The organism is Acinetobacter psychrotolerans, assembly GCF_048552595.1.
Lineage (GTDB): Bacteria > Pseudomonadota > Gammaproteobacteria > Pseudomonadales > Moraxellaceae > Acinetobacter.
Genome location: NZ_JBIMDK010000004.1, coordinates 78,065 through 103,030, shown reverse-complemented (window position 1 = coordinate 103,030; position 24,966 = coordinate 78,065). Strand labels below are relative to the sequence as shown.

Here is a 24,966-nt window from a genome sequence, read left to right as displayed (position 1 = left end):
GCTTTAGGCTTATTTAGCTATAAATTGACACGTATTTAAATGTTGTTTACGAATCAATATCTTTCGCCATTGCGGTACAAAACTAAAAACGTTTAAATGAGTTCCATTGTATCCCCTATTTATAAATAAAGGACTTTGCATGAACCGTCGTGTTGTAATTACGGGTATGGGTATTAATTCGTGTATTGGTAACTCCCTAGAAGATGTAACACATTCTTTGCAAAACGGTATTTCTGGAACACGCCATAATCCTACTTACGAAGAATTGAATTTCAAAAGCCATGTCAGCGCAGCTGCTGTACAGGATTTTGATGGTATCGACCGTAAATTAAAACGCTTTATGGGTGTTTGCGCCATGTATGCTTACAATTCAGCTTTGGCTGCGGTTGAGCATGCTGGACTAACTGCAGAGCAGATTGGCGGTAATCCACGTTATGGTATCGCAGGCGGTTCTGGTGGTGGTTCTACGGCTTCCGTTATAGAAATGAAAGACCTTTTAGACAGTAAAGGTGCACGTAAAGTCGGTCCGTTTTTTGTACCGCGTAATATGTCAAATACCATTACTGCGAATGTAGGTGTAGCCTTTAAATTACAAGGTGTTGCACATTCAATTACCAGTGCATGTGCAACTTCTGCAGATGCTATTGGCTATGCATACAACCTAATTCAATTGGGTAAGCAAGATTTAATGCTTGCAGGCGGTGGTGAAGAGGATCACTGGTCACAAAGCTTGTTATTTGATGCGATGGGTGCATTGTGTTCAAAATATAATGACACGCCAGAAACGGCTTCACGCCCTTACTCTGCTGATCGTGATGGTTTCGTAATTGCAGGTGGTGGTGGTTTCGTTATTCTCGAATCACTTGAACATGCGCAAGCTCGTGGTGCAAATATCTTGGCTGAAGTTGTTGGCTACGCTGCGAACTCGGATGGTGCAGATATGGTTGCGCCAAGCGGTGAAGGTGCAACACGTTGTATCCTCATGGCGTTAGAAGAAGCCAAACAACATGGCGTAGATCAAATTGACTACGTAAATACACATGGCACTTCAACCCCTGCTGGCGATATTACTGAACTTAAGGCAATGGAACGTGCTTTTGGTGAAGGTAAAGTCCCTGCTTTCAGCTCAACTAAATCTATGACTGGTCATAGTTTAGGTGCTGCGGGTGTTCAAGAAGCGATTTATACCGTATTGATGATGCAAAATGACTTCATCGCACCAAACATCAACGTGACTGAACTTGATGAAGGTGCAAAAGGTTTTGACATCGTACTTGAAAAACGCGACGCAAAATTGAATACTGTCATGAGTAACAGTTTCGGTTTTGGCGGTGTAAATGCTTGTCTCATTTTCAAAAAATGGGAAAGCTAATTTAAGACCTGTTGATCATTCAATTTTTGAAAATAATTTTGGATGATCAACATCTCACACTGCCCTTAAAAGGGTAATTTAATGGATGCTCCTTCTGATGCTTTCCTGTGGGTCAAAGCATTACATATCATAGCTGTCGTATGTTGGTTCGCAGCACTATTCTACTTACCGCGTTTATTTGTCTACCATGCAATGAGTGATGATGCTTTAAGCCATCAACGCTTTGAAATCATGGAACGTAAGTTATACCGTGGCATTATGTGGCCATCTATGATTGCTACACTCATCACGGCACATTTTTTGGTGGACTGGGGTGATGCAACCCGACATTATCATGAAGCTTTATGGTTTTATCTAAAAATTGGCTTAGTCGGTTTATTGGTCATTTATCATTTTTTCTGTGGGTATTATCGTAAAAAACTGATTGGCAATGCCCATTATAAATCACACAAATTTTGGCGTTTTTTCAATGAAATGCCGACACTTATTTTATTTGCTGTTGTAATTTTAGTGGTGGTTAAGCCCACGTTTTAAGATGTCTAAATTTGAAAGTGTATTAAAAAAACCTCCGAAATGGAGGTTTTTTTAATTATTAGAAATATCCATTACCATTAACTGTCTTGCAAGTAGATTGGTCAAATATTTTATCTATCTCACGCAAAAGGTAGCGGTATTTTCGACCTTAACCAATTAACCAATTAACGAATTAACGAATTAACGAATTAACGAATTAACGAATTAACGAATTAACGAATTAACGAATTAACGAATTAACGAATTAACGAATTAATTTTGCTCCAGAGCAATATAAAGGTTTAAATTTACCATTAGTTGATTTTAGCATTCCATCAAGTACTTTACACTGCACATCGCCGTCCGTAATATAAGATGTATCTCCAGTTGCACGATAAGCACATTGATCAAATTGAGCAATATAATCAAATGCATATACTTGAATATCTGAAGTGTCCCCAGTATATGGCTTATCACATTGGCTCAAATTTCCTCCACCATTCCCATTACCACCACTATTATCACTATTGCGTTTAGGATCATTGGGGTAAGGGTCTGTTTCATCTGGGTCACCATCACGATCGGCATCTGGTAAATATTCCATTTGTACCGCAAATATTGCTCCAGCATCACTTCCCATTTGATTAAATTGTCCATAGTAAATATCTGAAGTGTTGATACTTATTGTTTGCGTTGTCGTTGAAAGGCCAGCCATTTTTACTTTTGATAATTCTTTCCCTGCCGCAGTTGAAATAACAAACTCACCCGCTGTACGGCCAGTATTATTTAAAGTGAAGCGATATGTATCTTTTTCATACAGACTTAGCACAAATGATGCCGTACCAGAGGAGTTGCCGAATGTATATAACAGAGATTTCGTTAGCCATGATGGAGAAGCTTCTAATTTATAGGGATTACTTGTAGCAGTACCGTGACTCCGAATAGTTAACATTGTTCCTCTTTTAGCCCGAATAAAATAAATGCCAGTTTCAGGAGGTGTCCAACCAAAGCGGCTATATAGAGAATTACTTACTGTCAGTAAAGTCCCATTAGCATTATAAATCTCCCAATGCGCACCTTCAGAGTCTTGTTTTTCAGTACCATAATCGAATGAATAAAGTCCTTTTTCATTCAACTTGATAGCATAAAAAGAATCACTGTTATTAATGAGTGAAACTGACTCATCTACAGCAATATTCTTAGCCTCATAGATGGGAGCAGGTGCTATAGTCGTTCCATGACTAGTAGGCGGTTGCGTCGTAGTATTATCAGTAGGCGGTACTATTGTAGTCTTATCATCTGGTGATTTTGACGATACTTCATCATCACCGCCTCCACCACATCCTACCAATGGCATAGCCATTGTAGTAAAAATTGCAATCAATAAAATACTCTTTGAGAGTTCTGACGGTAACATAAGATTTTCTCCATAATAGTATTATCACAAGTCATACTATTTATTTGGATGCATACACTAATCCGTGTATTTCCTTTAATACATTTTTGATAAGTCACTTAAATTAAGATGATAAATTTCATTATTCTGAAGCACGAAAAACACAGCATCATAAAGTACTTACAAAATATTAAGTGCTTTCACTTTTAGTAATTAAACACAAATATCTCATTCCAATAATATCTTCCTTATTATGAGATTCCTTTAATATACATAGAGCCTAAAAGCAATAATACTCCTCAAATAAGGACTATAAATTGATTAAAAAATAGAATACATAACCATTAGAATAACTAACAAATCTATTTAATCACCTTAAAATAATGTCGGATTTTCACATTCAGCGGTGTTGAATAATATTTTTCTATTGCCCAACTCAGTAGAAATACAGCAATAAAATAAATAGGCAATAACACGAGCTTTTCTACAGCTAAGGTTTCTTTCGGGAAATAAAAAACTTTAAATAAGCCTAGAATAATTAAATGAAACAAATACATTTCATAACTACGCTGTCCAATCCATACCATCCGTTTCGCTACGATTGATTGTGATTCCATTTGCGGATTCTGTGCAAAACAGAAAATAAGAACAGCAGATAACATTGCAAAAACACTAATGCCCCATGTACTGACTTCTTTAATCGGTGCGTAAAAATATAGCGCAATCATTAACAAAGAAACTAAACTCATCATGGCTTTTAGATGCTGAACTTTTCCCTTAAAAGTCTGCACAAAAATTGCGGTCAAACAACCAATGGCAATCCCATCAAAACTGGAAAAATAATGATATAGATAAGCGCCACTTTCTTCTCTTGCATGTAAGGAACGAAAATAGGGGGCATAACAAATCACTGCAAGTAACAATAAAATAAAGCCTTTTCCACGTCCTAAAACCAAACATAGAATCGGAAAAGCCAAATAAAATACTTCTTCTACAGATAACGACCACAAAACACCTAATGCGTAATTGACCCAACCATTTTCAATAATCAGGATATTCATCCAAAAGGTAAATGCTGCGAAAACTGTTAAGCCATAAGATACCTCTATATCATTGGGAGCCTGATTCAAAAACGGTTTTAAGCCTAAACCGCCCAATATTGTGACCATTGCAACCAGTAAAATGAGGCAAGGAATTATGCGTGCGATACGACGAATATAGAAATCTTTCAAATGAATATTGGATAATGAAGCACTTCTTTGTAAAGTATGTTGTGTGATTAAAAAACCTGAAATAACAAAAAACATCGTCACACCATAATTACCATTACGGGCGATCAAAGTACTGAGGCTTTCTCCAAAAACCTGCACACCTAAAAAAGTATCGTGTAATTTATAAGGAATATTAAAATGGTGGATCAGCACCAAAAGAATAGATATGCCACGTAATACATCAATCTTATAATTTCTCATGCTATTCTTTTAAATTTTGAATGCGGCTATTAGACGAGATTATTAATTTTATTACAGTAAATTCATTCAGTTAATTTGTAAAAAATTTACGGGAGATGATTTGTATTCATCTCCCGATTTTCAAAAACTCAATGACCAAGAATTTAATTACAATTGGTCTTTACGCTTTTTCATACGTGGCTTATACATCAATTGATATGTCACCGCTAAAATAACAAGCCATAACGGACTAATCTTGAGGGCGTTTAAAGTATCAGGCTCTAAACTTAAAATGACCAATGTAAATGCTAAGAAGATCAGCACCACATAAGACATCCACACACCACCAGGCATTTTAAATGTTGATTTTGCATGCAATTCAGGACGCAATTTACGATAGCGTATATAGCACACCATGATAATGCTCCAAATACTAATGAATAAAATCACACATAAAGAACTTGCCAAAGTAAACGCTTCAATAGTATTCGGTACAAAGTACTGTAATGCTGCACCTGCCATAATGAAGCCGCATGAGAATAACAAACCCTTTGCAGGTACGGCACGACTAGATAGCTCTGCCAATTTTTCAGGTGCTTGCCCTTCTTTTGCCAAGCCAAACAGCATGCGACTGGTAGAAAACACACCGCTATTCATAGACGACATAACAGAGGACAATACAACAAGGTTCATAATTAACGCAGCACCACCAATTCCCGCATGTAAAAACAGCGTAACGAATGGGCTTTGATCTGCAGGAATTTCATTCCACGGCGTAACAGACATCACAATAAATAAAGCCAATACATAAAATAAAATAATACGTGTTGGAATTGCATTGACTGCTTTCGGTAAATTCTTTTCAGGGTCTTTGGTTTCTGCTGCCATCGTACCAATCAGTTCCACGCCGACGAAGGCAAATAAAGCGATTTGGAAGCCTGCGAGGAAACCACTTGCACCTTTAGGGAACATGCCACCATGCGACCATACGTTGCTAAAACTAGCCACAGAACCACTTGGCGCTTGAAAATGGCTAAACACCATATAACCGCCAATTAAAATCAAACCAACGATAGCTAAAATTTTAATCAAAGCAAACCAAAATTCAATTTCCCCGAACAATTTTACCGTGAGTAAATTAATACCCAAAACCAATAAAACACAGCCTGCACTAATCAGTGCTTGCCCCATGGGGGTAAAAGCTGTACCTGCGGGGAGCCAAAAATTGAGATAATTGATGATGGCGGCTAAATCTGCAATACCCACCAAAATCCAACCTAACCAATATGACCAGCCAATATAATAGCCTGCACTTGGACCAATCAGGTCATGTGCCATATCGATAAAAGATTTGTAGTGTAAATTTGAAAGTAAAATTTCACCCAATGCACGCATTAGGAAAAAGAACATTGCACCAATAATCATATAAATGATTAAAATTGAAGGACCTGCGAGGGAAATTGTTTTCCCAGATCCCATAAACAATCCTGTTCCAATTGCACCGCCAATAGCGATTAATTGTAAGTGACGATTGGATAATTTCCGTTGCAGCTCATGTGGCGACGATTGTGCGTCATCTGAATGGCTTGAAGTTGTCATAAAAATATCCTTTTTGACATTCCTTTTAAGGTCAAACTCGCTTTTGGCGTCAGAACATCCTCGTTCTATCGTTTGTCCTGTTTAAACTGAATCACGTTGCTTAAACATGATTCGTCTTTATTCCGAATATTTGCTGTTTATCTTTGTGCAGCAGTCACTGCAATTTCGATCAACCATTTTGGATTGACTAAATCGGCTTGAATGGTTGCGCGCGATGGTGTCACACATCCTTGTAGCCAATCAACCCAAATTTTATTAAAAACTGGAAAATCTGGAAGATTTTTAATATAAACATGTGCCGACAATAAACGAGATTTATCAGTATTGGCTTGAGCCAATAATTCATCGATGGTTGCTAATATCTCTTTCGTCTGCCCTTCTATGCCAAGATCGGTATTTTTAGGTACTTGACCTGAAAGATACACAACTTGATTGAAAATAGTGACAGCACTCATCACGTCATTGCTGTTGAGTTTTTGAATATCCTGATTTTGCATATTAATACTCTGTGTATCATTTGACATTGTTAGATCCTTATTTTGAAATTTTAAAATTGACACGTGCAGTCACACCACACATCAGTTCATAACCAACCGTTCCTGAACTGGCTGCAACATCATCGATAGGTAAAATAGTCCCGTTAGAAGATTGTCCCCACAATACAACTTCACTGCCAATAACAGCATCTGGAATATGTGAAAGATCAACTGCCAACATATCCATGCTGACACGACCAATGGTTTGCGTAAGCACATCATTGACCAATACTGGAGCATTCATAGAAATTCGTTGATATCCATCTGCATAGCCACACGCAACAATGCCAATTTTCATGGCTTGATTTGCGGTAAATTTTGAACCATAGCCGACAGTTTCATTGGCTTGTAAATATTGAATGGCAATGATTTCACTGCGTAAACTCATGGTCGGCTTTAAATTCCAATCATGAATTGTGTGCGTTGGAAAATCTGGAGAGCTACCATAGAGCATGATGCCACTACGAACAGCATCTGAATGAAGATGCTGTGAATGTCTTAAAATTGCGGCACTATTGGATACGCTTTGATCTCCCGCAAGATCACGAGTCGCCTCTTCAAAAACTTGATATTGATAATCTATTCCAGATTGCTCAAAACGCTCACCATCGGCATCTGAAAAATGCATCATGTGCGTAATCGACTGAATATTAGATAACTGATCAAGTTCTTCCCAAGCACTGCGATATTGTTCAGGTGGAAAGCCTAAACGATTCATTCCGCTATTCATTTTCAAATAAACATCAAATTGAGCAGGTTGTGAAAATTCGGATAACCACTGAATTTGATGATCACTATGAACGGTAAAACTTAAATTGAACACTAAACAATCATATAAATCTTGTGCAGAGAAAATACCTTCCAATAACAAAATTGAACCTGTCCAACCCAATTGTCGCAATTGTTTTGCTTCTGCAAGATCAAGCAATGCAAAACCATCTGCAGATTGAAAAGATGAATAAACATGCTCAATACCATGACCATACGCATTGGCCTTAACCACAGCAAATACACGACTCTTTGGTGCATACTGTTTGGCAATATTGAGATTATGTTGCAGCGCTTCTGTATGAATCACTGCACAAATCGGTCTAGGCATGTTATTCGTCCCTGAATAAATTTCTGAATTGATAATATTTGAGTAAATTAAGCTGCGTGTGGATAACGTTTAATCGACAAACCTTCTGTACTAATCTCAGTTTTATGATTCATGACTAAATCACTGATCAATTTCCCTGAACCACATGCCATTGTCCAACCCAATGTGCCATGACCAGTATTGAGGAATAAATTTTTAAAACGTGTCGCACCAATAATCGGCGTACTGTCTGGGGTCATTGGACGCAAACCTGTCCAGAATGAAGCCTGTGCTAAATCACCACCTGGGAATAAATCTTGCGTCACCATTTCCAAGGTGTCACGACGGGCATTGTTTAGACCATGATTAAATCCACTTAATTCCGCCATTCCACCAACACGAATACGCTGATCAAAACGAGTAATCGCAATTTTATAGGTTTCATCTAATACAGTAGATTGCGGTGCAAACTTCGCATCAATAATTGGAATGGTTAGTGAATACCCTTTCACTGGATAAACGGGTAAATTTAATTCTAACGGTTTTAGGAAATCTCGTGAATAACTACCAAATGCAAGCACATAGCGATCTGCTGTTAACACTTCACCATTGACCACAACACCTTTTATTTCATCACCTTCAACCACCAGTCTTTCAACATTTTGATTGAATTTAAACTCAACACCCAAATCTTGAGCTAAATTGGCTAACGCATTGGTAAATAAATAACAGTCGCCTGTTTCGTCATTCGGTAAATGTAAGCCACCGACCAATTTATCTTTGGCATGTTCAAGTGCAGGTTCAACTTTAGCGAGATCATCTCTTAATAATAATTCATGCGGAACACCACATTCTTTCAATACAGCTATATCTCGTTGTACCATCTCAAGTTGGGCTTCATTACGGAAAACTTGGAGCGTTCCTTTTGAACGATTTTCGTAACTAATTCCCGTTTCTTTTCTTAGCTCACGTAAACAATCACGACTATATTCAGCCACTCGTGTCATACGTTCTTTGTTAATAGCATAGCTGTTCGGATTACAGTTTTTTAGCATTTGCGCCATCCACTGTAACTGCCACATACTGCCATCAATATTAATTGCGAGTGGTGCATGATGTTGAAACATCCACTTCATAGCTTTGAATGGAATACCCGGAGCAGCCCACGGTGTCGAGTATCCAGGCGAAATCTGCCCTGCATTACCAAAGCTGGTTTCTTCCGCAGGACCTGTTTGACGGTCTAAAACTGTAACTTGTGCTCCTTGCTGCGCGAGGTAATATGCACTTGCGACACCAATCACACCACTACCTAATACAATTACACGCATTTGTTATCCTTTATACATTTACTAGTTTATTTAACTAGTATATTTTTGCTTCAATAGTTTATTTCACTGTTTTTAGGGTTATAATTTAGGTGTTTTAATTTTTTGTCGTGAAATTTGCCTAAAAAAAGGGAATTATTGATGCGTAAATTAGACCGTATAGATCGAATGATTTTAGATATTCTACAAAATGAAGGTCGAATTGCAATTAGTGAGCTAGCATCTAGGGTAAGTTTATCCACCACGCCCTGTTCAGAACGTGTCAAGCGTTTGGAACGAGATGGCATTATCATGGGCTATCACGCAAGGCTCAATCCGAAGCACCTTGATCGTAACCTATTGGTTTTTCTAGAAATTAGTTTATCTGCGAAATCAGGTGATGTTTTCGAACAAGTCGCTAAAGATTTAATGGAAATTCCAGAAGTACAAGAGTGTCATTTAATTTCGGGGGATTTTGATTATTTAGTCAAAGCTCGTCTTAAAGAAATGACGGCATATCGTCGTTTGCTCGGTGATTTATTAAAAAAACTGCCGTCATCCGCATCATCACATAGCTATATTGTGATGGAAGAAATTAAAGAATCTTTATATCTAGATGTGCGTTAAATTTTCAAACAGCTTTTATAGCGGATGGCTTCATCTTCATTTGGTGATGGATCAAGATTTTTAATACACAGTTCATTTTCAGCCCGATAATATTCATAGCCCTCTTTATTTTGATTCAACTGAATTAAATCAATGTAACCATTTTGAACGAATATATTTAAAAGCTGAATTTTTACAATTAAAAACTCTATACCTCATATTAAAAGTCCCTTCTCCTTTTCGGAGAAGGTTAGGATGAGGTAAACCTTGAATAAAAATTTCCCCAGCTAATTTAAAAAATTGTTAATAAATCTGAAAATTTCGCAATTCTTTGTTTCGGCTGTGCTGCATCTAATTCTGCTGCATCGCCATAACCATATTCCACGGCAATGGTTTCGATACCATGTTTACGTGCTCCAAAAATATCATGTTCACGATCACCGACCATTAAACATTCCTCTGGATTTAACTGTTCTTGTTCTAGAATATAAGCAATTAAATCGCCTTTATTAGTACGCTCACCATTCAGCTCGCTGCCGTATGGATATTCAAAATATTGTAATAAATTAAAATGTTCCAGAATTTGTCGTGCATAAACTTCAGGTTTTGCCGTCGCTAAAAATAAACGATAACCTTTATTTTTTAATGCAGATAAAGTTGCGTCAACATCATCAAACACATGATTTTCAAACAGTCCTGTCACTGCAAATCGTTCCCGATAACCCAGTAAAGCCTGTTCCGCAAGTACGTCTTTGACATCAACATTTAACAATTTTGCCAATGAAGCTTTCAGCGGTGGGCCAATAATCCAGTCAATATTTTCAGTATCAGGAATTGGATGTCCAACCTTTGCAAGCCCATAACGTGCTGAAGTCGTAATGCCCACTTTCGGATCGGTTAATGTACCATCCAGATCTATTAAAATATTTTTAATCACAAACTGAACCTTCTTACAGAGATTAAAGAAATTAGTATCGAGACTTGTCTCAAAGTTGCCTATACTAACCCAAATTTGTGAATTTAAGGACTTGCTCGTGCGCCCTACAGTACTTTGTTTTTCAGGTCTTGACCCATCTGGCGGTGCGGGTTTACAGGCAGATATTGAAGCGATTGGTCAGAGTGGCGCACATGCTGCCATTGCCTGTACTGCGTTGACTATACAAAACTCTCAGCAAGTCTTTGGTTTTGAGGCGACTTCGAAAGAATTATTACTTGCACAGGCGCATGCCGTAGTCGGTGATTTACCCATCAAAGTAATCAAGTCGGGTATGTTGGGAACAACCGATAATATTGCGGCTTTGGCTGAGTTTTTACGTGAACATCCTGAATATTTATATGTGCTTGATCCTGTTCTCGTTGCGAATAGTGGTGGTTCTTTGGGGAACCAAGAAACACTGGTCAAAGCTTTTGTAGAACTCATTCCATTTGCGACAGTCATTACGCCAAATACCGTTGAGCTTCGTGCTTTAACAGGTGAAAATGATTTAGAAAAAGCTACCGCTAAACTCTTTACAATGGGTGCAAAAGCCGTTTTAGTCAAAGGTGGACATGAAGATACACCTGAATATATTCGTAATGCTTTGTATCTCAATGGCGAATTGATTTCTGAAACAAAATGTCCACGCCTTGATGGTGAATATCATGGTTCAGGTTGTTCTTTAGCAAGCTTTATTGCAGGACGCTTAGCAATGGGTGATGCTTTAAATGTCGCAGTTAATCACGCTGAAGCATGGTTATTTGGTGTGTTAAAAAATGCTGAAAGCCCTGTGGATGGTGGACAAAAAATTCCGAAGCGGTTTTAAAAAATTAAGCTCGCGCAAGCGAGCTTTTCCAAACAGAATAAATTAAAATTAATCATACTCTTAAATAAATAAACACCACTAAAAAAGCAATAAACTGGAAGAATATACCTTCAACTATTCTTAAAACATAAATAAAAAATGGTGCATTAGGTGTACTAGAAAAAAACTGTAAAATTTTCAAGTAAAAAGGCTATGTATCAAGTGAAATAGCTAAATCTAAAATGACGGATAAGTAAATTACCCATCTATTTTTTCAGCATGCCTATCTTTCAAATTTTGCACATGCTGACGATTGGTTTTCCATGATTTTTCTAGGATTTCTTTTTCAATGCGTAAATGAACCCGCTTTAATTTCATCGGTGGAATCATTACCGCCTTAAAACCTTTCACATAATCAATCCAAGCGGCTCCACGAAAAACATTCGCAGGCGTTTGAGTTTTAAATTCGCAATCGGGCATAAAGACAATGACTGAATGAATCAGTTCAGGCTCTACAATATCGGACAAAATATCTTCCAGAACTTTCTGATGTTTATAATTTTGATGTAATGGATTCTGAAATTTATATGATTTTTTATAAATTTTCTGCGTCCACATTTTCTGACGCTCACCACCAAAAATCCATCCTTTATAGTTCTTGGTCTCTATAACAAATACACCATTAGGGCTTAACAGAATATGATCAATTTGAGTGCTCTGATTTTGTTCATCGGGCAAAGTGCAATCATTCAACAAAGTATAATTTTCTTTATCCAAATAAAGTTTGACATGCGCACTGACTGCAAACTCGCCCATTTTTCCTTTCAAAAAAGGCTTAAATACTTTGAATACTCCAATAATAAGGAATAATATAATCACCCACCAAAGCTGAGAAAATAGTGGTGCTACAATTTGTGAAATCATTCTAAGTGTTAAATATTATCAATAATTCAGTCTAGTTTATTGTAATTTCTCAATTTTTAAAAGGAGGTCTTTATTTTCTAACCCGCCTGCAAAGCCAACCAACTTACCATTTGCCCCAACGACACGATGACACGGCGCAATAATCGAAATCGGATTCTTGCCATTGGCAGCACCGACAGCACGAACCGCTTTCACATTACCAATCTGCTCTGCAATATCCTTATAACTACGTGTTTCACCAAAAGGAATATTCAGTAAAGCCTGCCAAACTTTCTTCTGAAACTCAGTCCCTTCAAAATCCAACGGTAAATTAAACTGCTGACGCTTTCCTGCAAAGTATTCTTGCAACTGTTTTTGAGTTTCAAGCAAAATCGAATGCAGTTTATTTTCAATCAATTCTGCCAAACGTACACGATTTGGATTTTCATTTTCCCAAAGTACCGCAACCAAAGACGTATCATTTGCCACCAGTTTTAACTGACCAACAGGTGATGCCATTTCCATAAAATAAAGTTGCATTGCGGTACTCCCATCCATCATTCAAAATGCACACAGCATAAAAGATAGATTAGCCTAACTTGATGATAATTTCATCAGAATTAAACCCGAAATAATTAACACAGCAGCCAGCATTCGCATTGTAGATGCAGGCTCGCCTAAAAAGAAAATTCCAACTGCAAATGAACCAATTGCACCAATTCCCGTCCATACTGTATATGCTGTGCCTAAAGGTAAAGTTTTCATGCTATATGACAGCAATGCAAAACTCGCAATCATAAAAATAATGGTCAGAATACTTGGTGTAAGCTTGCTAAAGCCATCGGACACTTTCATAAAATATGCCCAAATGACTTCCAATACACCCGCAACAATCAGTAAAGCCCATGCCATATTCATCTACCAGTTTAATTTTGAGAATTCTTTCATCAGTTCCTTTTTCTCTTACCTTTCGTTCAAGGAGAAAAAAAACGAGACAGTAAACGATTTAGAAAGAAATCTATTTAATATAAAAGAAAGCCATATCAGAGAGATATGGCTATAAAACGTATTTAAGAGGATGATAATTTCATCAATACCAATCCAGAAACAATCAACACTGCAGCCAACATCCGCATAGCGGTTGCAGGTTCACCCAAAATAAATATACCCACTAGAAAAGATCCAATCGCACCAATGCCTGTCCAAATGGTATATGCCGTCCCAAGTGGCAAAGTACGCATTGCGGATGCCAACAGACCGAAGCTGAGAATCATAAAGAAAATAGTGATGACACTGGGTGTTAATTTAGAAAAACCTTCGGACAGCTTCATGCTATATGCCCAAACGATTTCAAAGATGCCTGCAAGAACCAGTAATATCCAAGCCATGAGCCTGCTCCATTTTAAGATAGATCAGGTCGTCCTGACGAATTTTCCTGACGCAGTAAAGAAAATCTGCATGAAGGGAGGTCGTTCCTCCTTAATATTTTAGATTATAGCAACTCACAGTTATGTTGTGGTTATTGTTTACAATTTTTGACCAGTTTCACAGATTGCATGATATTTTTGCCTAGTCTTTATGAAGATCTAATTGGCTGACGTTAGCAACTGAGGGTTTAGCCGTAGAGAATAATGTCATGAAGCATGATGATTGCTAAAAAAAGGTCACTGCACGATGCAATGACCTTTTTTGAGAATGATCAGATTTTAGATGATCTTCATTTGAACGATCAGAACTTAAATCTTAACCCTGCACCATAGACCCAACCCTTTTCTGAATCGGATGCCTGTTGCCAAACAGTTTCATCATTACCTTTAGAATATTCATAAGCAACATCAAGATAAGGCATCACTTTTTTACTGAGCTCATAACGCATTTCCAATCCAAGTGATGCACTACTCAGACCTGTTTTTTTCGCATATTTTGAATCATCACTAAATACCACACCCATTTCTAAATACGGTTTTAGAATCAGTTTTTGCGTGATTAATAAATCTCGTTCAGTATCTAAACTAAAACCTGAATAATTGTCCTGACCTGCATAGAAATAAGCATCTGTTTCAAAGAAATACTGTGCCATACCATGCAAACCGAGCACAGCATCGAACTTTTCTTCTGTATCGGTCTGATGGTGCTCACGTTCCACTTTTTCAGCACGATAACGTACACCGACTTGAGCATCCCAAAAATCTGAAATCATTCGGCTGTACAATACTTTGGCATCGTATTCAGCATCGTGAGATTCATGTTTCGCAATATGCGCTTTAATGAAAACTTTATTTTCATCTGTACCCATTCGGGTTTCAAGCTCAGATTTTAATGCGCCCTTACCACTTTCATCCACCAACCATTTATTATCGATGGTCGTAACGGCATAAATTTGCGCACCATGTTCTTTACGATGATCATGCGTACCATGTCCATGATTTATATTTGAATCTGTATTTGCAACACTATTAGAAATAGCAGCTGCTTGAGCCAATTTGACCATTGGAACAGATTGAACCATCTTATGCTGTGAATGATCCATAGTAGGCTGAGATCGATTCGTTGTTGTATCTGTTGCAATTGCCATTGTTGGCTGAACATCCATCTGCATTGGCATTTGGCTAGAGTCAGGCATCGTGTGATGCCCTTCATGCGCGACTGCCCAAGTACTCATCATCAACAACGAACTTGCTAAAACTGTTTGAGAAAAAACTGCTTTAGAAAAAAGATTAATGGTGCGCATGAGCATCTCCTTTCTCCTCATTGGCTTTTTGATCAGTCGTTTTCTTGTCCGAAGTTTTGGTTTTACCAGCCTGACTTTGAGCTGTTTGATGGGTATTTTGACAATGTCCAGCATGGTTACCTTTCACATGTTGCGCAGCGGAATGGCTTGCCTGGTCACTGCAATTCTGCACGTCATGGCTTGAATTCATCTGATGATGCTCAGCATGTTGATGCACCGTCATATCATGCTTCGGTTCTGCCATCGTCAATGAACTGAATATAAGTAAAGAACCCATTAGCATTGCTTTAGAAAAAAGATTAATGGTGGGCATGAGCATCTCCTTTCGTATCCGCTTTGCTTTCTGAGGGATTGTTTTGTAATGGACTACTGTTTGATGCGTTACTTTCAGCCTGAATCGGTGAAGTAGAAACTTTGCCATCTGTAACATTGGCAACAATCAATTTATTCATCATTCCTGCGCTCATGTGGTAAAGCAGGTGACAATGAATTGCCCATTCGCCCAATTCATCAGCAGTCAAAAGTGTCGTCACTGTTTTGCCCGGTGGCACAATCACAGTATGCTTATTTGGCATATCAACAGGTGGTTGACCATTTTCAAGCTGCATAAACATGCCGTGCAAATGCATCGGGTGCGCCATCATGCTGTCATTGATGAATTTCACCCGAATCCGTTCACCAAATTTCACTTTCAACGGTTCAGCATCACTGAATTTTTTACCATTGATTGTCCACATATAGCGTTCCATTGTTCCACCTAAACGAATCACCAGTTCACTTGTTGCTTCACGAGTATCTGCTTGTGGTGTTAATGACTTTAAGTCGCTGTATTGCAGTGCTTTATCGCCTTTTGGTGTCGATGCATTTGCCCATCCATACACCACTTGATCATTTTTTTGTGTAGTAGATAAAGCTGGCATCTGATGTTGTGAATGATCCATCTCACTATGGTTCATAGCAGACATTGCATTGTGGTTCATTTTTGAATGATCCATACCCTGCATCGCATCAGCATCCATTTTGGAATGATCCATAGCTGAATGGTCTGTACCATGCCCCATGTCTTCCATTGTTAGCAATGAACGAGGACGAGGCGCAGGCATGTGAATACCATGCCCCATAGCTGTCAATTCATTATGTAACATCCCGATGGCATAGCCTGAACGGTCAATTGACTCTGCTTCAATCTGATAATGTCCTATTTTCGGCTCAACAATCACATCATACGTTTCAGCAGTACCAATACGAAATTCGTCCACAGCTACTGGTTTGACAGGCTGACCATCGGCACTGACCACCGTCATTTTTAAATTGGGAATGCGTATATCAAAAAACGACATAGCAGAGGCATTCACAAAACGCAGACGGACTTTTTCATTCGGCTTAAACATACCTGTCCAGTTCTGTGTCGGTGTTTTACCATTCATCAGGAAGGTATAACCCGTTACATCAGACATATCTGTTTTGAGCATACGCATCTGATTCCACATTTTGCGGTCAGACCATGTGGCTTTCACACCATCACGTTTCACTTGTTTCCAGACATCACTTAGCGTTTCACGCTGATCCTGATAGTATTCAGCGGAAATTTTCAGATCTTGCTGAATCTGATCACTGGTTTTTTCATGAAAATCGGAAAGCATCACGACATAATCACGCTCTGCTTGTTCATGCGCTGCCAAAGGCTTTTTATTTTTAGGATAAATCACCAATGAACCGTATAAACCATCCTGTTCCTGACCTTTGGAATGCGCGTGATACCAATATGTTCCGCTCTGACGAACTTTAAATTTATAGACAAATTCTTCATTCGGGCTAATGCCGTTAAAGCCATTAAAACCAGGTACGCCATCCATAATTCCGGGCAACAACAAACCATGCCAGTGAATAGATGAGTCTTTATTTTTCAGATTATTTTTAACTTTAATAATCGCATCATCACCTTCTTCAAACTCAAGTAAAGGCGCAGGAAACTGACCATTTACCGTGATACGTTTGACAGGTTTTCCTGTGACGTTGATGGTACTTTCATCAATCACCAATTGATATTCTTTAACTGCGGCGAAGCCCCATGAAGATGTAACCAAACACAGTCCTGCAAGCAGGCTTTGCACCAAACGATTCGGCTGGAATTGTATAGACATAACTTAATCCTAAGATTTTAAACAATTGTGTATAAAATAATGTTTGAAAATAAGGATTAAGCTTTAGGAGGACGAAGGATTTCCTGCCAGTGCCCAGAAAGATGCTGAGCCTGATATGTACTAATAAATGGAGAATTTTGACGATCCGCAGATGGATTTGACCATTGTAATGATTCAACATTCAACCATACGATCATTGCCTGACACGCCATTAAACTACAATCAGGACAGTTTTTATGCTGCATCTGACCAGTATCTGACGTTGTCATACAACTGCTGTACTGGCTCTGGTCTATAGCGGAGCTTGATACTTTTTGTGATATATCGTTTTGAGATGACCCATGAGGTGCTTTTTGCTCTGAATTTAACTGCATCATTTGCTGACAATGACTACGCATTTGTTCTGCGCTCATCTTCGCCATCTCATGATCATTGAATGAACCATCCGATAAAGGTTGATTGCCCTGCATCTTTAGCTGCATTTGTTCATGTTGCATATCCAGATGCATGATTTTCACCGATGCGACAGACACACTGCTCCACCCTATGGCAAATACCATAAGACAAACAAACCACATCTGTTTGCAGAGCTGAGTGAAAAGCATAAAACTTTGGGTCTTATATCCAATGAATATTTAAAGCATAGCCTGTAATTTTCAGCTTGGCAAATATCAAGCTGTAATTTATTCATTTTAAAAATGTATAAATTATACTTAGTCTTATTCATCCTTATTATTCTTTTATGCTTCCATTGATCAATACTTCAATTTTGCTCAGGCGGAAAATAGAGAGAATCTAAACAATCATAAAAATAGCCCAGTGATGAATAAACCAACTCATCGTTTTTTAACCACAGATGAATAATTAAACAGTACCTTAGAAACTGATTTCCATAAAAAAAAGAGCTCATTTGAGCTCTTTTTCGACACAATTCGATTATACTCTAAACGATTGATAATGCATTGTTTAAACTATACTCAACTTATCCATGTGGTTACTCACATGGTTATCCATAGAGTTACACACAAAGTTATCCACAAACCACATAGGGTAATACTGCGAAAATTTAAACAGAAACATTCCCTGCTCGAGCAAGCTCAGCACGCATTTCATCAATCACAGCTTTATAATCAGGCTTTCCAAAAATTGCTGAACCTGCTACAAACATATCTGCACCCGCCTCTGCAATCGCACGAATATTTGTAGGTGTTACACCACCATCCACTTCTAAACGGATATCACGACCTGAGGCATCAATAATCTGGCGTGCCTGACGTAATTTATCCAAAGTTCCTGGAATAAATTTCTGACCACCAAAACCAGGATTGACACTCATCAATAGAATCTGATCGACTTTATCTATTACATAATCCAAATAATGTAATGGTGTTGCAGGGTTAAATACTAAACCAGCTTTAGCGCCGCCATCTTTAATTAACTGCAAAGAACGGTCTATATGATGCGTCGCTTCTGGGTGGAACGTAATAATGTCTGCACCCGCTTCAAGAAAATCACCAATCATGCGGTCTACAGGAGAAACCATTAAATGCACATCGATAGGTGCTTTAATGCCATATTTTTTCAAAGCCTTACAAATACCTGCACCAAAAGTTAAGTTTGGAACATAGTGGTTATCCATCACGTCAAAATGAACAACGTCTGCACCTGCTGCAAGTACATTTTCAACCTCTTCACCTAAACGGGCGAAATCGGCAGATAAAATTGAAGGTGCAATTAAAAAAGGCTTGGACATGACAGAACCTGACTTTGATTTTGAATAAGATAATTATAGCAGACCTGAACGCTTTCGACTTTTCAATCGGAATACATTTTTCGATGATGTTAATTCATCTTTGTCAGTTTGGATTACTCAAAAATGGACTTCTTTGCTTAGACTTTTTTATTTCTTTTGTATATTCCTCTCACACTTCTTCTAGCTATAAAATAAAGAAATTTTCAACAATAACAAAATAAGTCTATTCAATATTGCGAAACCATCATTGAATGTATAGATCACATCTAATATACAAAATCATCAATTTGTTCAACAAAACTTTGCATAAATTTATAAAATTTTAAGCATAATAACATTGAAACAGACTGGAATTGAAGCAGTGTAAAATAAACTGCTTCGAATGATTTATGCAAAAATTCTAATCAATACCAATATGGAAAAATAACAGATGAAAAGTTCAACCTTCATTTTAACCGATGAATCAAAACGTATTACTAAGCGATTAGTCAATCATTGGCAACATAAATTTGAGGTTGAAGAAACAGAGAATAAATCGAGTATTTTTATGACCGATGCAACGGTGACTCTAACGCCATTCATTCATAAACTAAATATTGAAATAGACACTCAGCGCAGTGATTACACCTCATTAGAGCAAGTGGTGATTGAACATATCAATCGAATGGCGCAACAAGAATACCAAGTAGCATGGACTCATCAGGCTTGATCGTACTATTCAACCAATATTCGTGAGCCGATACTCATGAACAGATATTCTCAATAATAGCGCCCATTAAACTCAGCCTGATTTAATTTTTAAATATCACAACGTGAAATTTAATGCTTAGGCTGTTTTTGCTTTTGCTCAAAATCACGCACCATCTGAATGCGTTCCTCCGTTGCAGGATGTGACGCCAAAGCATCCAATATATCTAAAGCCACATGCTTGTCATTTCGATCCTTTTTAGGCACTTGCTTAGTTCCCGTTGATTCTGAAGCAGGTTTCGATTCAGCCTTATCTTGGTTTTCATGCGCTTGTGCATCATCATTTAAGCGTTGCAAAAAATTGGCAAAATGAGCAACTTCTATACCTTTACGATCCATCAAATTTAAAGCATATAAATCTGCTTCTTTTTCAAATTTACGTGAATAACCTGCCCCAACAACAGCCAAAGGCAATGTGGTCATTAAGTCGGTACTATCTCCAGTGATCGCAATATAAAGCACACTCAACCCCAAACTAGACAAACCTTGTTGTAAGCTATGTCTTTGAACTAAATGTCCTTGCTCATGTGCAAGTACACCTAAAATTTCTTGATCACTATGTGCAAGTTCGATCAACTCATCTGTCACAATAATCGTATTATTGGGCAATGCGACAGCATTAGCACTGAGCTCTCCACCTTCACGAAAAATTAATTTTGCAGGACGACCATCTGCAATTTTTTCTAAATATTGTGCTCTAATTTGTTCTTGTTGCCCTTTCGGCAAGTGACTTGGTTTTGTCCATTGTTCAAGTACATAGGTTTCGGCTTGATCACCTATTTTATACAAAGTATCGCTGGGCAATTGCATTGCCACAATTTTGGCAGCATAGGGAACGCCCCATTTCACAATTGAAAATGCCAAAGCAACCACAAAAATAACGCTAAAAATAATTAAACTCGGTGATTTTTCTAGAATCCAAATTTTTTTACTCAGTGATTTTGATTCTAAATTTAACCAATCTGGTACTTCCTCAGTTAAAAACTCAATGCGAGCATCATTATCCAACTCAATTACGGGATTTCTTTTACCTAATGCACCAATCAAAGTCATTTGATCTGTATGGAAACTGTATTTTCTTAACGCTGAATCATGAAATTGGATCAGAACCGAATGCGGATCGATAGGCGACATTTCCGCTTGGTGCGGCTTTGAAATTAATCCATCATAAAAAATTACGGGAACAGATTGCATACGAGGTCTAACTCCCTTTTTTATAATGAAATATCAAGATCAAAAATATCACTGATTTCTTCAGCAATCGCATTTGGATCAGACTGTCGTATATTACGCATTTTATTTGGATCATCGAGTAACCTTATACTTAAAGACTCGACCTGATAACGATACAAACGGATTTCAGCCCATGCCGTCATCAATCCAACGGAAAGAATTTTAACAAACCAATTACTTGCGACGATCCATGCATAACGCCATTGGTCACAATCTGTTTTAAATTGGCTATAACCGAGTGTCGTACTATTCCACGTGGTGATAAAAATACGTGCGTGAATTAGAGGTATAATGAACACAATTCCAAATAATAATGCAGCACCAAATAAATAACCTGAAGAAGTGAGTAACATGCGGGTTTGTGACGCAATGCCAATAACCAAGAACATACTACAAACGAATATAATTGCGATATAAATCACGATAGGCATCAAAGTAGCCGTCATATAATCCGTCCATGAATTATTTAACTTAAACTTCAATTGCCCTACATATAAATGGTCAATCACATAGCGTTTATAGAACCAGATCACGACTGGAAAAAATATTCCCCATGAGAAAAAAGTGATTACTAACCCAAGAAAAAATAATTTATATGCTTCTGATGTTTTCCCATCAAAATAGAATCGGCTATTGCCAAATTTGCTGTTTCTAGACCTAAAACGGAGCGTTGCACGTAATAACCATGGTAATGCCAAATAGATAACGACACCACCAAATGCAGCAACGCTCATTTCCAAATAACCAGCAACTGCAAAAAAGCCCCAAATACTGAGTGCAATTAATCTCCCCATTAAAATTCGAGTAGGCAAACCTGTAAAATCAAAGAAACGATCAAAAAATTCAGTATTATTATAGAAATAGCGTAAACGACGAACTTTAGCCCACGGTGCATATAGGCTCAGTGTCGCAATGGTCAATACGATATTAACTATCCAAATACCAAAATACTCCATGGCTTGACCATGAAACTTAAAGTGGAATACTTTTCCCAAATAATCAGGCAAATCATCAATTTGCATTTTGGGTGGAATAGGTTGAGCTTCCATCTCAACTTTTTCTAGTACAATTGATGTAGGTAGTTGTTGTTGCATTATTTTCTCTATTTTATCGTGCCGTGCTCATCAAAAATTTAAAAAGGTAAACAATATAATTGGCGATGATTTAAATCTGCCATTTGTATTAATATTATTCTGCTTTTTATAGAAAAGATAGCGTTGTTCTATTTACATACAAACACTTAGGTTTTGTGGTCTAACCACTCAATACAGCGACATATGAACAGCGGAAAATAAAAATGATCAATATTTCAAACTGAAATTTTGATCATTTAAACAACATTACTTTTTAATAATATTGCTTAAATGACGATACTTACAAATATTTTAAACAGCATTATTTTTGTAATTGCAAAACATGAAATTGTAAATGATCATCCATAAAACTTTGGATGAAGTAATAGCCATGATCATAACCTTCATGAAATCTTAAAGTGATTTTTTGCCCAACGCTATGACATGCATGTTGATATTTCTCAGGATTCAATTGGCTATAAAATTGATCTTTATTTCCTTGATCAATCAATACTTCATTAAATAAAGCACCTTTTGCTAAAACCAATTGAGTTGCATCATGTTTCGCCCATTCCTTCTGATCATTTCCCAAATAATTCGAAAATGCTTTTTCGCCCCACGGACATTCACTTGGAGCGCAAATTGGTGCAAATGCAGAAACAGATTTGAATTTTTCTGGATACTTCCAAGCCAAAGTTAAAGCACCATGACCGCCCATACTATGGCCCATTATTCCAACGGAATGAACTTGGATGGGTAAGTTTTCAACCACCAATGGATAAAGCTCATCAATTAAAAAACTTTCCATTTGAAAGTGTTCAGCCCACGGCATTTGTGTAGCATTTAAATAAAAGCCAGCACCTTGTCCTAAATCCCACGAATCGCCTTGTGCGACATTCTCTCCACGTGGTGAAGTATCGGGTGCGATAAGAATCAAACCCAATTGAGCAGCGAGACGTTGCGCATGCGCTTTAATAATAAATGTTTCTTCGGTACAAGTAAGACCTGCTAAATAGAACAGCGCTGGACAATTCTGCCCTTTCAATGCTTGAGGGGGAATAAAAGCAGCAAACTTAGTAGGCGTTTTTAAATAATGTGACTGAATTTGATAAATTCTTTGTTCACCATCAAAACAAATCGTGTTACTGAGTTGTTGCATACCAATATTTCCTTTTGTTTCGATGCTTTCAATCCACAGCTCACTGTGGCTTTCCAGTTAAGACTAGCTGTGTATCCAATTTAGTATTTTGAGATTGTCCAGTTGCAACAATACTCTGCTGTGGAAATAAATGCTGTTCCAATTGAGGCAACATCAATTCCATATTTTTGCCAATTACCCATTGTGGTTCAGATGGATCAAAACCTTGTGCGCTTTCCCATTTTGCAACAGTTTCAGACGCTTGTTGAAATGCGCCTTTAAGTGAATGTTGCTCACGCATAGCTTGATCAAAGAATGCACGTCCAAAATAGGTGTAATCTGCTTCATTTGAACAGCCAAATGACGCACGATCTGCTGCCGAAGCAGTGATAATTAAAGTATCTGGAGACTGTAATGCAGAAACAAAACTACCTGAATAACAAGCAGAAATGACAATGACTTTCCAACGAATTCCAGATTTATCAAGCGTATCTCGCAACCATTTTGGATTGACATCATCCAAATCAATCGGTTCATTTTCCATTTCAAAACGATTCGGTAAACCATGTGACGTCATATATAAAAACAGCACGTCACTTTCACGGTTCATCTGCTGACCAATTTTGCGTAAAGCAAGATCAACACTGGTCTTAGACGCGATCGGGATTTCATTGATACTACTCGGATTATTCACTAATTCAATGGAACGTCCAAATGTTCCAAAACGAGTATCAAATTGTTCTTTAATCCGATCTATTTCAAACTTAAAAACATCTTGATAACTTGCCCCTGCGACACCTAGAAAGTACCAATGGGTTTGTGCAAATTCACCAAATTGAATTTGTTCTAAAGCTTTATTGAGTAAATGGCTTTGGCTATAAAATGCAGTTTCGCTTAAGCTTGCTGGTACTTCTTCAACCTTCCAAATCGGTTGTTCTTTAATGGATACTTGCCACGTGAATAATGTCGCAATCGTGGTAAACATGATCAAAGCACGTTCCCACCAAGGCCATTGTAATTCACGTGAAATGACCCAAACTACAGCTAAGCTTTGCCAAATAAACAGTGTGACAAATAAGATTGGAATAAAATCGTAGAAGATATTGGGTAAAAGATCTTGATTACCCAAATATTGTAATAAGCACTGGAACAGCATGATATGGGTATCAAGTACTAACCATAATAATGCTGGCACCATCATCAAACGTGGATTATTGGTACGTTGTGAAAGAAAAATACCGACAATGAGTGCAATAAATGGCCACAAGGCATAACTGACTAGACCTTGTCGATTAAAAACCCCACCATCACCTGCAACAAGCCAACTGAATAAAGTATTGGCACAGCCACCCAACAGCCCCCAAAAAATCAGCTGAAGAATTGCTGGTCTAACAATTTGTAAAGACTTTCTAGATCCTAAAAATAACCAAATTCCTGCACGTTGGTTACTTTTTAAATCATGCCAGAAGTTAATTGAAGGTTTAAGATCTATCATAAAGATTCTGTTAAGGCGGTGGCTTAAATCAGCATATCTAGTTTATGCTCGGCTAAAATTTTATCAATGCTTGATTTAACTATATATCAATAATTCGACTATTATTGATACAG

At 37.7% G+C, this 24,966-nt stretch carries 25 protein-coding genes; 5 read left to right on the top strand and 20 right to left on the bottom strand.

What is annotated here, in order from left to right:
• Positions 1-139: 139 nt before the first annotated feature.
• Together ACG94X_RS05130 and hemJ are read left to right on the top strand one after the other, a co-directional pair.
• Positions 140-1,372, top strand: coding sequence for a beta-ketoacyl synthase N-terminal-like domain-containing protein (locus ACG94X_RS05130; protein WP_419382668.1), 1,233 nt, complete (start codon positions 140-142; stop codon positions 1,370-1,372).
• Positions 1,373-1,453: 81 nt separating this feature from the next.
• On the top strand, positions 1,454-1,906 hold the full coding sequence (gene hemJ / locus ACG94X_RS05125; protein WP_419382667.1) for a protoporphyrinogen oxidase HemJ: 453 nt from the start codon (positions 1,454-1,456) through the stop codon (positions 1,904-1,906).
• Positions 1,907-2,150: 244 nt separating this feature from the next.
• Here hemJ and ACG94X_RS05120 read toward each other — a convergent pair whose 3' ends face one another.
• The 6 genes from ACG94X_RS05120 to ACG94X_RS05095 form a co-directional block, all read right to left on the bottom strand.
• The gene (locus ACG94X_RS05120) at positions 2,151-3,302 is read right to left on the bottom strand and encodes a hypothetical protein (RefSeq protein ID WP_419382666.1); all 1,152 of its coding nucleotides are present in this window, start codon (positions 3,300-3,302) and stop codon (positions 2,151-2,153) included.
• Positions 3,303-3,643: 341 nt separating this feature from the next.
• Positions 3,644-4,753 carry an acyltransferase family protein gene (locus ACG94X_RS05115; protein WP_419382665.1) on the bottom strand — a complete coding sequence of 370 codons (1,110 nt, stop codon included), beginning with the start codon at positions 4,751-4,753 and terminating at the stop codon, positions 3,644-3,646.
• Positions 4,754-4,900: 147 nt separating this feature from the next.
• Positions 4,901-6,331, bottom strand: a complete 1,431-nt coding sequence (locus ACG94X_RS05110) for an amino acid permease (protein WP_419382664.1) — start codon at positions 6,329-6,331, stop codon at positions 4,901-4,903.
• Positions 6,332-6,468: 137 nt separating this feature from the next.
• Positions 6,469-6,828 carry a RidA family protein gene (locus ACG94X_RS05105; RefSeq protein WP_419382800.1) on the bottom strand — a complete coding sequence of 120 codons (360 nt, stop codon included), beginning with the start codon at positions 6,826-6,828 and terminating at the stop codon, positions 6,469-6,471.
• Between the two features lie 37 nt (positions 6,829-6,865).
• Positions 6,866-7,966: an alanine racemase gene (gene alr / locus ACG94X_RS05100; protein ID WP_419382663.1), complete on the bottom strand. Its 1,101-nt coding sequence runs from the start codon at positions 7,964-7,966 to the stop codon at positions 6,866-6,868.
• 47 nt (positions 7,967-8,013) lie between these two features.
• Positions 8,014-9,273, bottom strand: coding sequence for a D-amino acid dehydrogenase (locus tag ACG94X_RS05095; RefSeq protein ID WP_419382662.1), 1,260 nt, complete (start codon positions 9,271-9,273; stop codon positions 8,014-8,016).
• Positions 9,274-9,411: 138 nt separating this feature from the next.
• Here ACG94X_RS05095 and ACG94X_RS05090 point away from each other — a divergent pair, with 138 nt between their 5' ends.
• Complete coding sequence (locus ACG94X_RS05090; protein ID WP_419382661.1) at positions 9,412-9,876, top strand: Lrp/AsnC ligand binding domain-containing protein; 465 nt, start codon at positions 9,412-9,414, stop codon at positions 9,874-9,876.
• A 271-nt stretch (positions 9,877-10,147) separates the two neighbouring features.
• On the opposite strand, the gene ACG94X_RS05085 is transcribed toward ACG94X_RS05090, so the two are convergent.
• Positions 10,148-10,792 carry an HAD-IA family hydrolase gene (locus tag ACG94X_RS05085; RefSeq protein WP_419382660.1) on the bottom strand — a complete coding sequence of 215 codons (645 nt, stop codon included), beginning with the start codon at positions 10,790-10,792 and terminating at the stop codon, positions 10,148-10,150.
• A gap of 97 nt (positions 10,793-10,889) precedes the next feature.
• Here ACG94X_RS05085 and ACG94X_RS05080 point away from each other — a divergent pair, with 97 nt between their 5' ends.
• Complete coding sequence (locus ACG94X_RS05080) at positions 10,890-11,657, top strand: hydroxymethylpyrimidine/phosphomethylpyrimidine kinase (protein WP_419382659.1); 768 nt, start codon at positions 10,890-10,892, stop codon at positions 11,655-11,657.
• Between the two features lie 237 nt (positions 11,658-11,894).
• On the opposite strand, the gene ACG94X_RS05075 is transcribed toward ACG94X_RS05080, so the two are convergent.
• The 9 genes from ACG94X_RS05075 to rpe all read right to left on the bottom strand — a co-directional run bounded on the left by ACG94X_RS05075 (position 11,895) and on the right by rpe (position 19,167).
• Positions 11,895-12,560, bottom strand: coding sequence for a nuclease-related domain-containing protein (locus tag ACG94X_RS05075; RefSeq protein WP_419382658.1), 666 nt, complete (start codon positions 12,558-12,560; stop codon positions 11,895-11,897).
• 36 nt (positions 12,561-12,596) lie between these two features.
• Entirely contained in the window at positions 12,597-13,079 is a 483-nt protein-coding gene (locus tag ACG94X_RS05070; protein WP_419382657.1) for a methylated-DNA--[protein]-cysteine S-methyltransferase, read from the bottom strand.
• Positions 13,080-13,133: 54 nt separating this feature from the next.
• Positions 13,134-13,451 (bottom strand): DMT family transporter, encoded by a 318-nt coding sequence (locus ACG94X_RS05065; RefSeq protein WP_419382656.1) that lies wholly within the window; start codon positions 13,449-13,451, stop codon positions 13,134-13,136.
• 158 nt (positions 13,452-13,609) lie between these two features.
• Positions 13,610-13,927 carry a DMT family transporter gene (locus ACG94X_RS05060; RefSeq protein ID WP_419382655.1) on the bottom strand — a complete coding sequence of 106 codons (318 nt, stop codon included), beginning with the start codon at positions 13,925-13,927 and terminating at the stop codon, positions 13,610-13,612.
• Between the two features lie 341 nt (positions 13,928-14,268).
• Positions 14,269-15,270, bottom strand: a complete 1,002-nt coding sequence (locus ACG94X_RS05055) for a copper resistance protein B (RefSeq protein ID WP_419382654.1) — start codon at positions 15,268-15,270, stop codon at positions 14,269-14,271.
• The gene (locus tag ACG94X_RS05050; RefSeq protein ID WP_419382653.1) at positions 15,257-15,583 is read right to left on the bottom strand and encodes a hypothetical protein; all 327 of its coding nucleotides are present in this window, start codon (positions 15,581-15,583) and stop codon (positions 15,257-15,259) included. The genes ACG94X_RS05055 and ACG94X_RS05050 overlap by 14 nt, the downstream gene beginning before the upstream one ends.
• On the bottom strand, positions 15,570-17,414 hold the full coding sequence (locus ACG94X_RS05045; RefSeq protein ID WP_419382652.1) for a copper resistance system multicopper oxidase: 1,845 nt from the start codon (positions 17,412-17,414) through the stop codon (positions 15,570-15,572). Before ACG94X_RS05045 ends, ACG94X_RS05050 begins: the two co-directional genes overlap by 14 nt.
• A 56-nt stretch (positions 17,415-17,470) precedes the next feature.
• Complete coding sequence (locus tag ACG94X_RS05040; RefSeq protein ID WP_419382651.1) at positions 17,471-17,947, bottom strand: hypothetical protein; 477 nt, start codon at positions 17,945-17,947, stop codon at positions 17,471-17,473.
• 533 nt (positions 17,948-18,480) lie between these two features.
• A complete protein-coding gene (gene rpe / locus ACG94X_RS05035; protein ID WP_419382650.1) occupies positions 18,481-19,167 on the bottom strand; it encodes a ribulose-phosphate 3-epimerase in 687 nt (228 codons plus the stop codon).
• Between the two features lie 430 nt (positions 19,168-19,597).
• Here rpe and ACG94X_RS05030 point away from each other — a divergent pair, with 430 nt between their 5' ends.
• Positions 19,598-19,876, top strand: coding sequence for a DUF2218 domain-containing protein (locus ACG94X_RS05030; RefSeq protein WP_419382649.1), 279 nt, complete (start codon positions 19,598-19,600; stop codon positions 19,874-19,876).
• A gap of 110 nt (positions 19,877-19,986) precedes the next feature.
• Here ACG94X_RS05030 and ACG94X_RS05025 read toward each other — a convergent pair whose 3' ends face one another.
• The 4 genes from ACG94X_RS05025 to ACG94X_RS05010 all read right to left on the bottom strand — a co-directional run bounded on the left by ACG94X_RS05025 (position 19,987) and on the right by ACG94X_RS05010 (position 24,853).
• On the bottom strand, positions 19,987-21,108 hold the full coding sequence (locus tag ACG94X_RS05025; RefSeq protein WP_419382648.1) for a M48 family metallopeptidase: 1,122 nt from the start codon (positions 21,106-21,108) through the stop codon (positions 19,987-19,989).
• A gap of 20 nt (positions 21,109-21,128) precedes the next feature.
• Positions 21,129-22,241, bottom strand: a complete 1,113-nt coding sequence (locus ACG94X_RS05020; protein WP_419382647.1) for a YjgN family protein — start codon at positions 22,239-22,241, stop codon at positions 21,129-21,131.
• A 301-nt stretch (positions 22,242-22,542) separates the two neighbouring features.
• Positions 22,543-23,379: an S-formylglutathione hydrolase gene (gene fghA / locus ACG94X_RS05015; protein ID WP_419382646.1), complete on the bottom strand. Its 837-nt coding sequence runs from the start codon at positions 23,377-23,379 to the stop codon at positions 22,543-22,545.
• A 40-nt stretch (positions 23,380-23,419) separates the two neighbouring features.
• Positions 23,420-24,853, bottom strand: a complete 1,434-nt coding sequence (locus ACG94X_RS05010) for a C13 family peptidase (protein ID WP_419382645.1) — start codon at positions 24,851-24,853, stop codon at positions 23,420-23,422.
• Between the last annotated feature and the right edge of the window lie 113 nt (positions 24,854-24,966).

What these genes read in the sequence shown, in the direction of transcription:
- ACG94X_RS05130 (WP_419382668.1), top strand. Translation starts at nt 140, where the DNA reads ATGAACCGTCGTGTTGTAATTACGGGTATGGGTATTAATTCGTGTATT.
- hemJ (WP_419382667.1), top strand. Translation starts at nt 1,454, where the DNA reads ATGGATGCTCCTTCTGATGCTTTCCTGTGGGTCAAAGCATTACATATC.
- ACG94X_RS05120 (WP_419382666.1), bottom strand. Translation starts at nt 3,302, where the DNA reads ATGTTACCGTCAGAACTCTCAAAGAGTATTTTATTGATTGCAATTTTT.
- ACG94X_RS05115 (WP_419382665.1), bottom strand. Translation starts at nt 4,753, where the DNA reads ATGAGAAATTATAAGATTGATGTATTACGTGGCATATCTATTCTTTTG.
- ACG94X_RS05110 (WP_419382664.1), bottom strand. Translation starts at nt 6,331, where the DNA reads ATGACAACTTCAAGCCATTCAGATGACGCACAATCGTCGCCACATGAG.
- ACG94X_RS05105 (WP_419382800.1), bottom strand. Translation starts at nt 6,828, where the DNA reads ATGCAAAATCAGGATATTCAAAAACTCAACAGCAATGACGTGATGAGT.
- alr (WP_419382663.1), bottom strand. Translation starts at nt 7,966, where the DNA reads ATGCCTAGACCGATTTGTGCAGTGATTCATACAGAAGCGCTGCAACAT.
- ACG94X_RS05095 (WP_419382662.1), bottom strand. Translation starts at nt 9,273, where the DNA reads ATGCGTGTAATTGTATTAGGTAGTGGTGTGATTGGTGTCGCAAGTGCA.
- ACG94X_RS05090 (WP_419382661.1), top strand. Translation starts at nt 9,412, where the DNA reads ATGCGTAAATTAGACCGTATAGATCGAATGATTTTAGATATTCTACAA.
- ACG94X_RS05075 (WP_419382658.1), bottom strand. Translation starts at nt 12,560, where the DNA reads ATGATTTCACAAATTGTAGCACCACTATTTTCTCAGCTTTGGTGGGTG.
- ACG94X_RS05070 (WP_419382657.1), bottom strand. Translation starts at nt 13,079, where the DNA reads ATGCAACTTTATTTTATGGAAATGGCATCACCTGTTGGTCAGTTAAAA.
- ACG94X_RS05065 (WP_419382656.1), bottom strand. Translation starts at nt 13,451, where the DNA reads ATGGCATGGGCTTTACTGATTGTTGCGGGTGTATTGGAAGTCATTTGG.
- ACG94X_RS05060 (WP_419382655.1), bottom strand. Translation starts at nt 13,927, where the DNA reads ATGGCTTGGATATTACTGGTTCTTGCAGGCATCTTTGAAATCGTTTGG.
- ACG94X_RS05055 (WP_419382654.1), bottom strand. Translation starts at nt 15,270, where the DNA reads ATGCGCACCATTAATCTTTTTTCTAAAGCAGTTTTTTCTCAAACAGTT.
- ACG94X_RS05050 (WP_419382653.1), bottom strand. Translation starts at nt 15,583, where the DNA reads ATGCCCACCATTAATCTTTTTTCTAAAGCAATGCTAATGGGTTCTTTA.
- ACG94X_RS05045 (WP_419382652.1), bottom strand. Translation starts at nt 17,414, where the DNA reads ATGTCTATACAATTCCAGCCGAATCGTTTGGTGCAAAGCCTGCTTGCA.
- rpe (WP_419382650.1), bottom strand. Translation starts at nt 19,167, where the DNA reads ATGTCCAAGCCTTTTTTAATTGCACCTTCAATTTTATCTGCCGATTTC.
- ACG94X_RS05030 (WP_419382649.1), top strand. Translation starts at nt 19,598, where the DNA reads ATGAAAAGTTCAACCTTCATTTTAACCGATGAATCAAAACGTATTACT.
- ACG94X_RS05025 (WP_419382648.1), bottom strand. Translation starts at nt 21,108, where the DNA reads ATGCAATCTGTTCCCGTAATTTTTTATGATGGATTAATTTCAAAGCCG.
- ACG94X_RS05020 (WP_419382647.1), bottom strand. Translation starts at nt 22,241, where the DNA reads ATGCAACAACAACTACCTACATCAATTGTACTAGAAAAAGTTGAGATG.
- fghA (WP_419382646.1), bottom strand. Translation starts at nt 23,379, where the DNA reads ATGCAACAACTCAGTAACACGATTTGTTTTGATGGTGAACAAAGAATT.
- ACG94X_RS05010 (WP_419382645.1), bottom strand. Translation starts at nt 24,853, where the DNA reads ATGATAGATCTTAAACCTTCAATTAACTTCTGGCATGATTTAAAAAGT.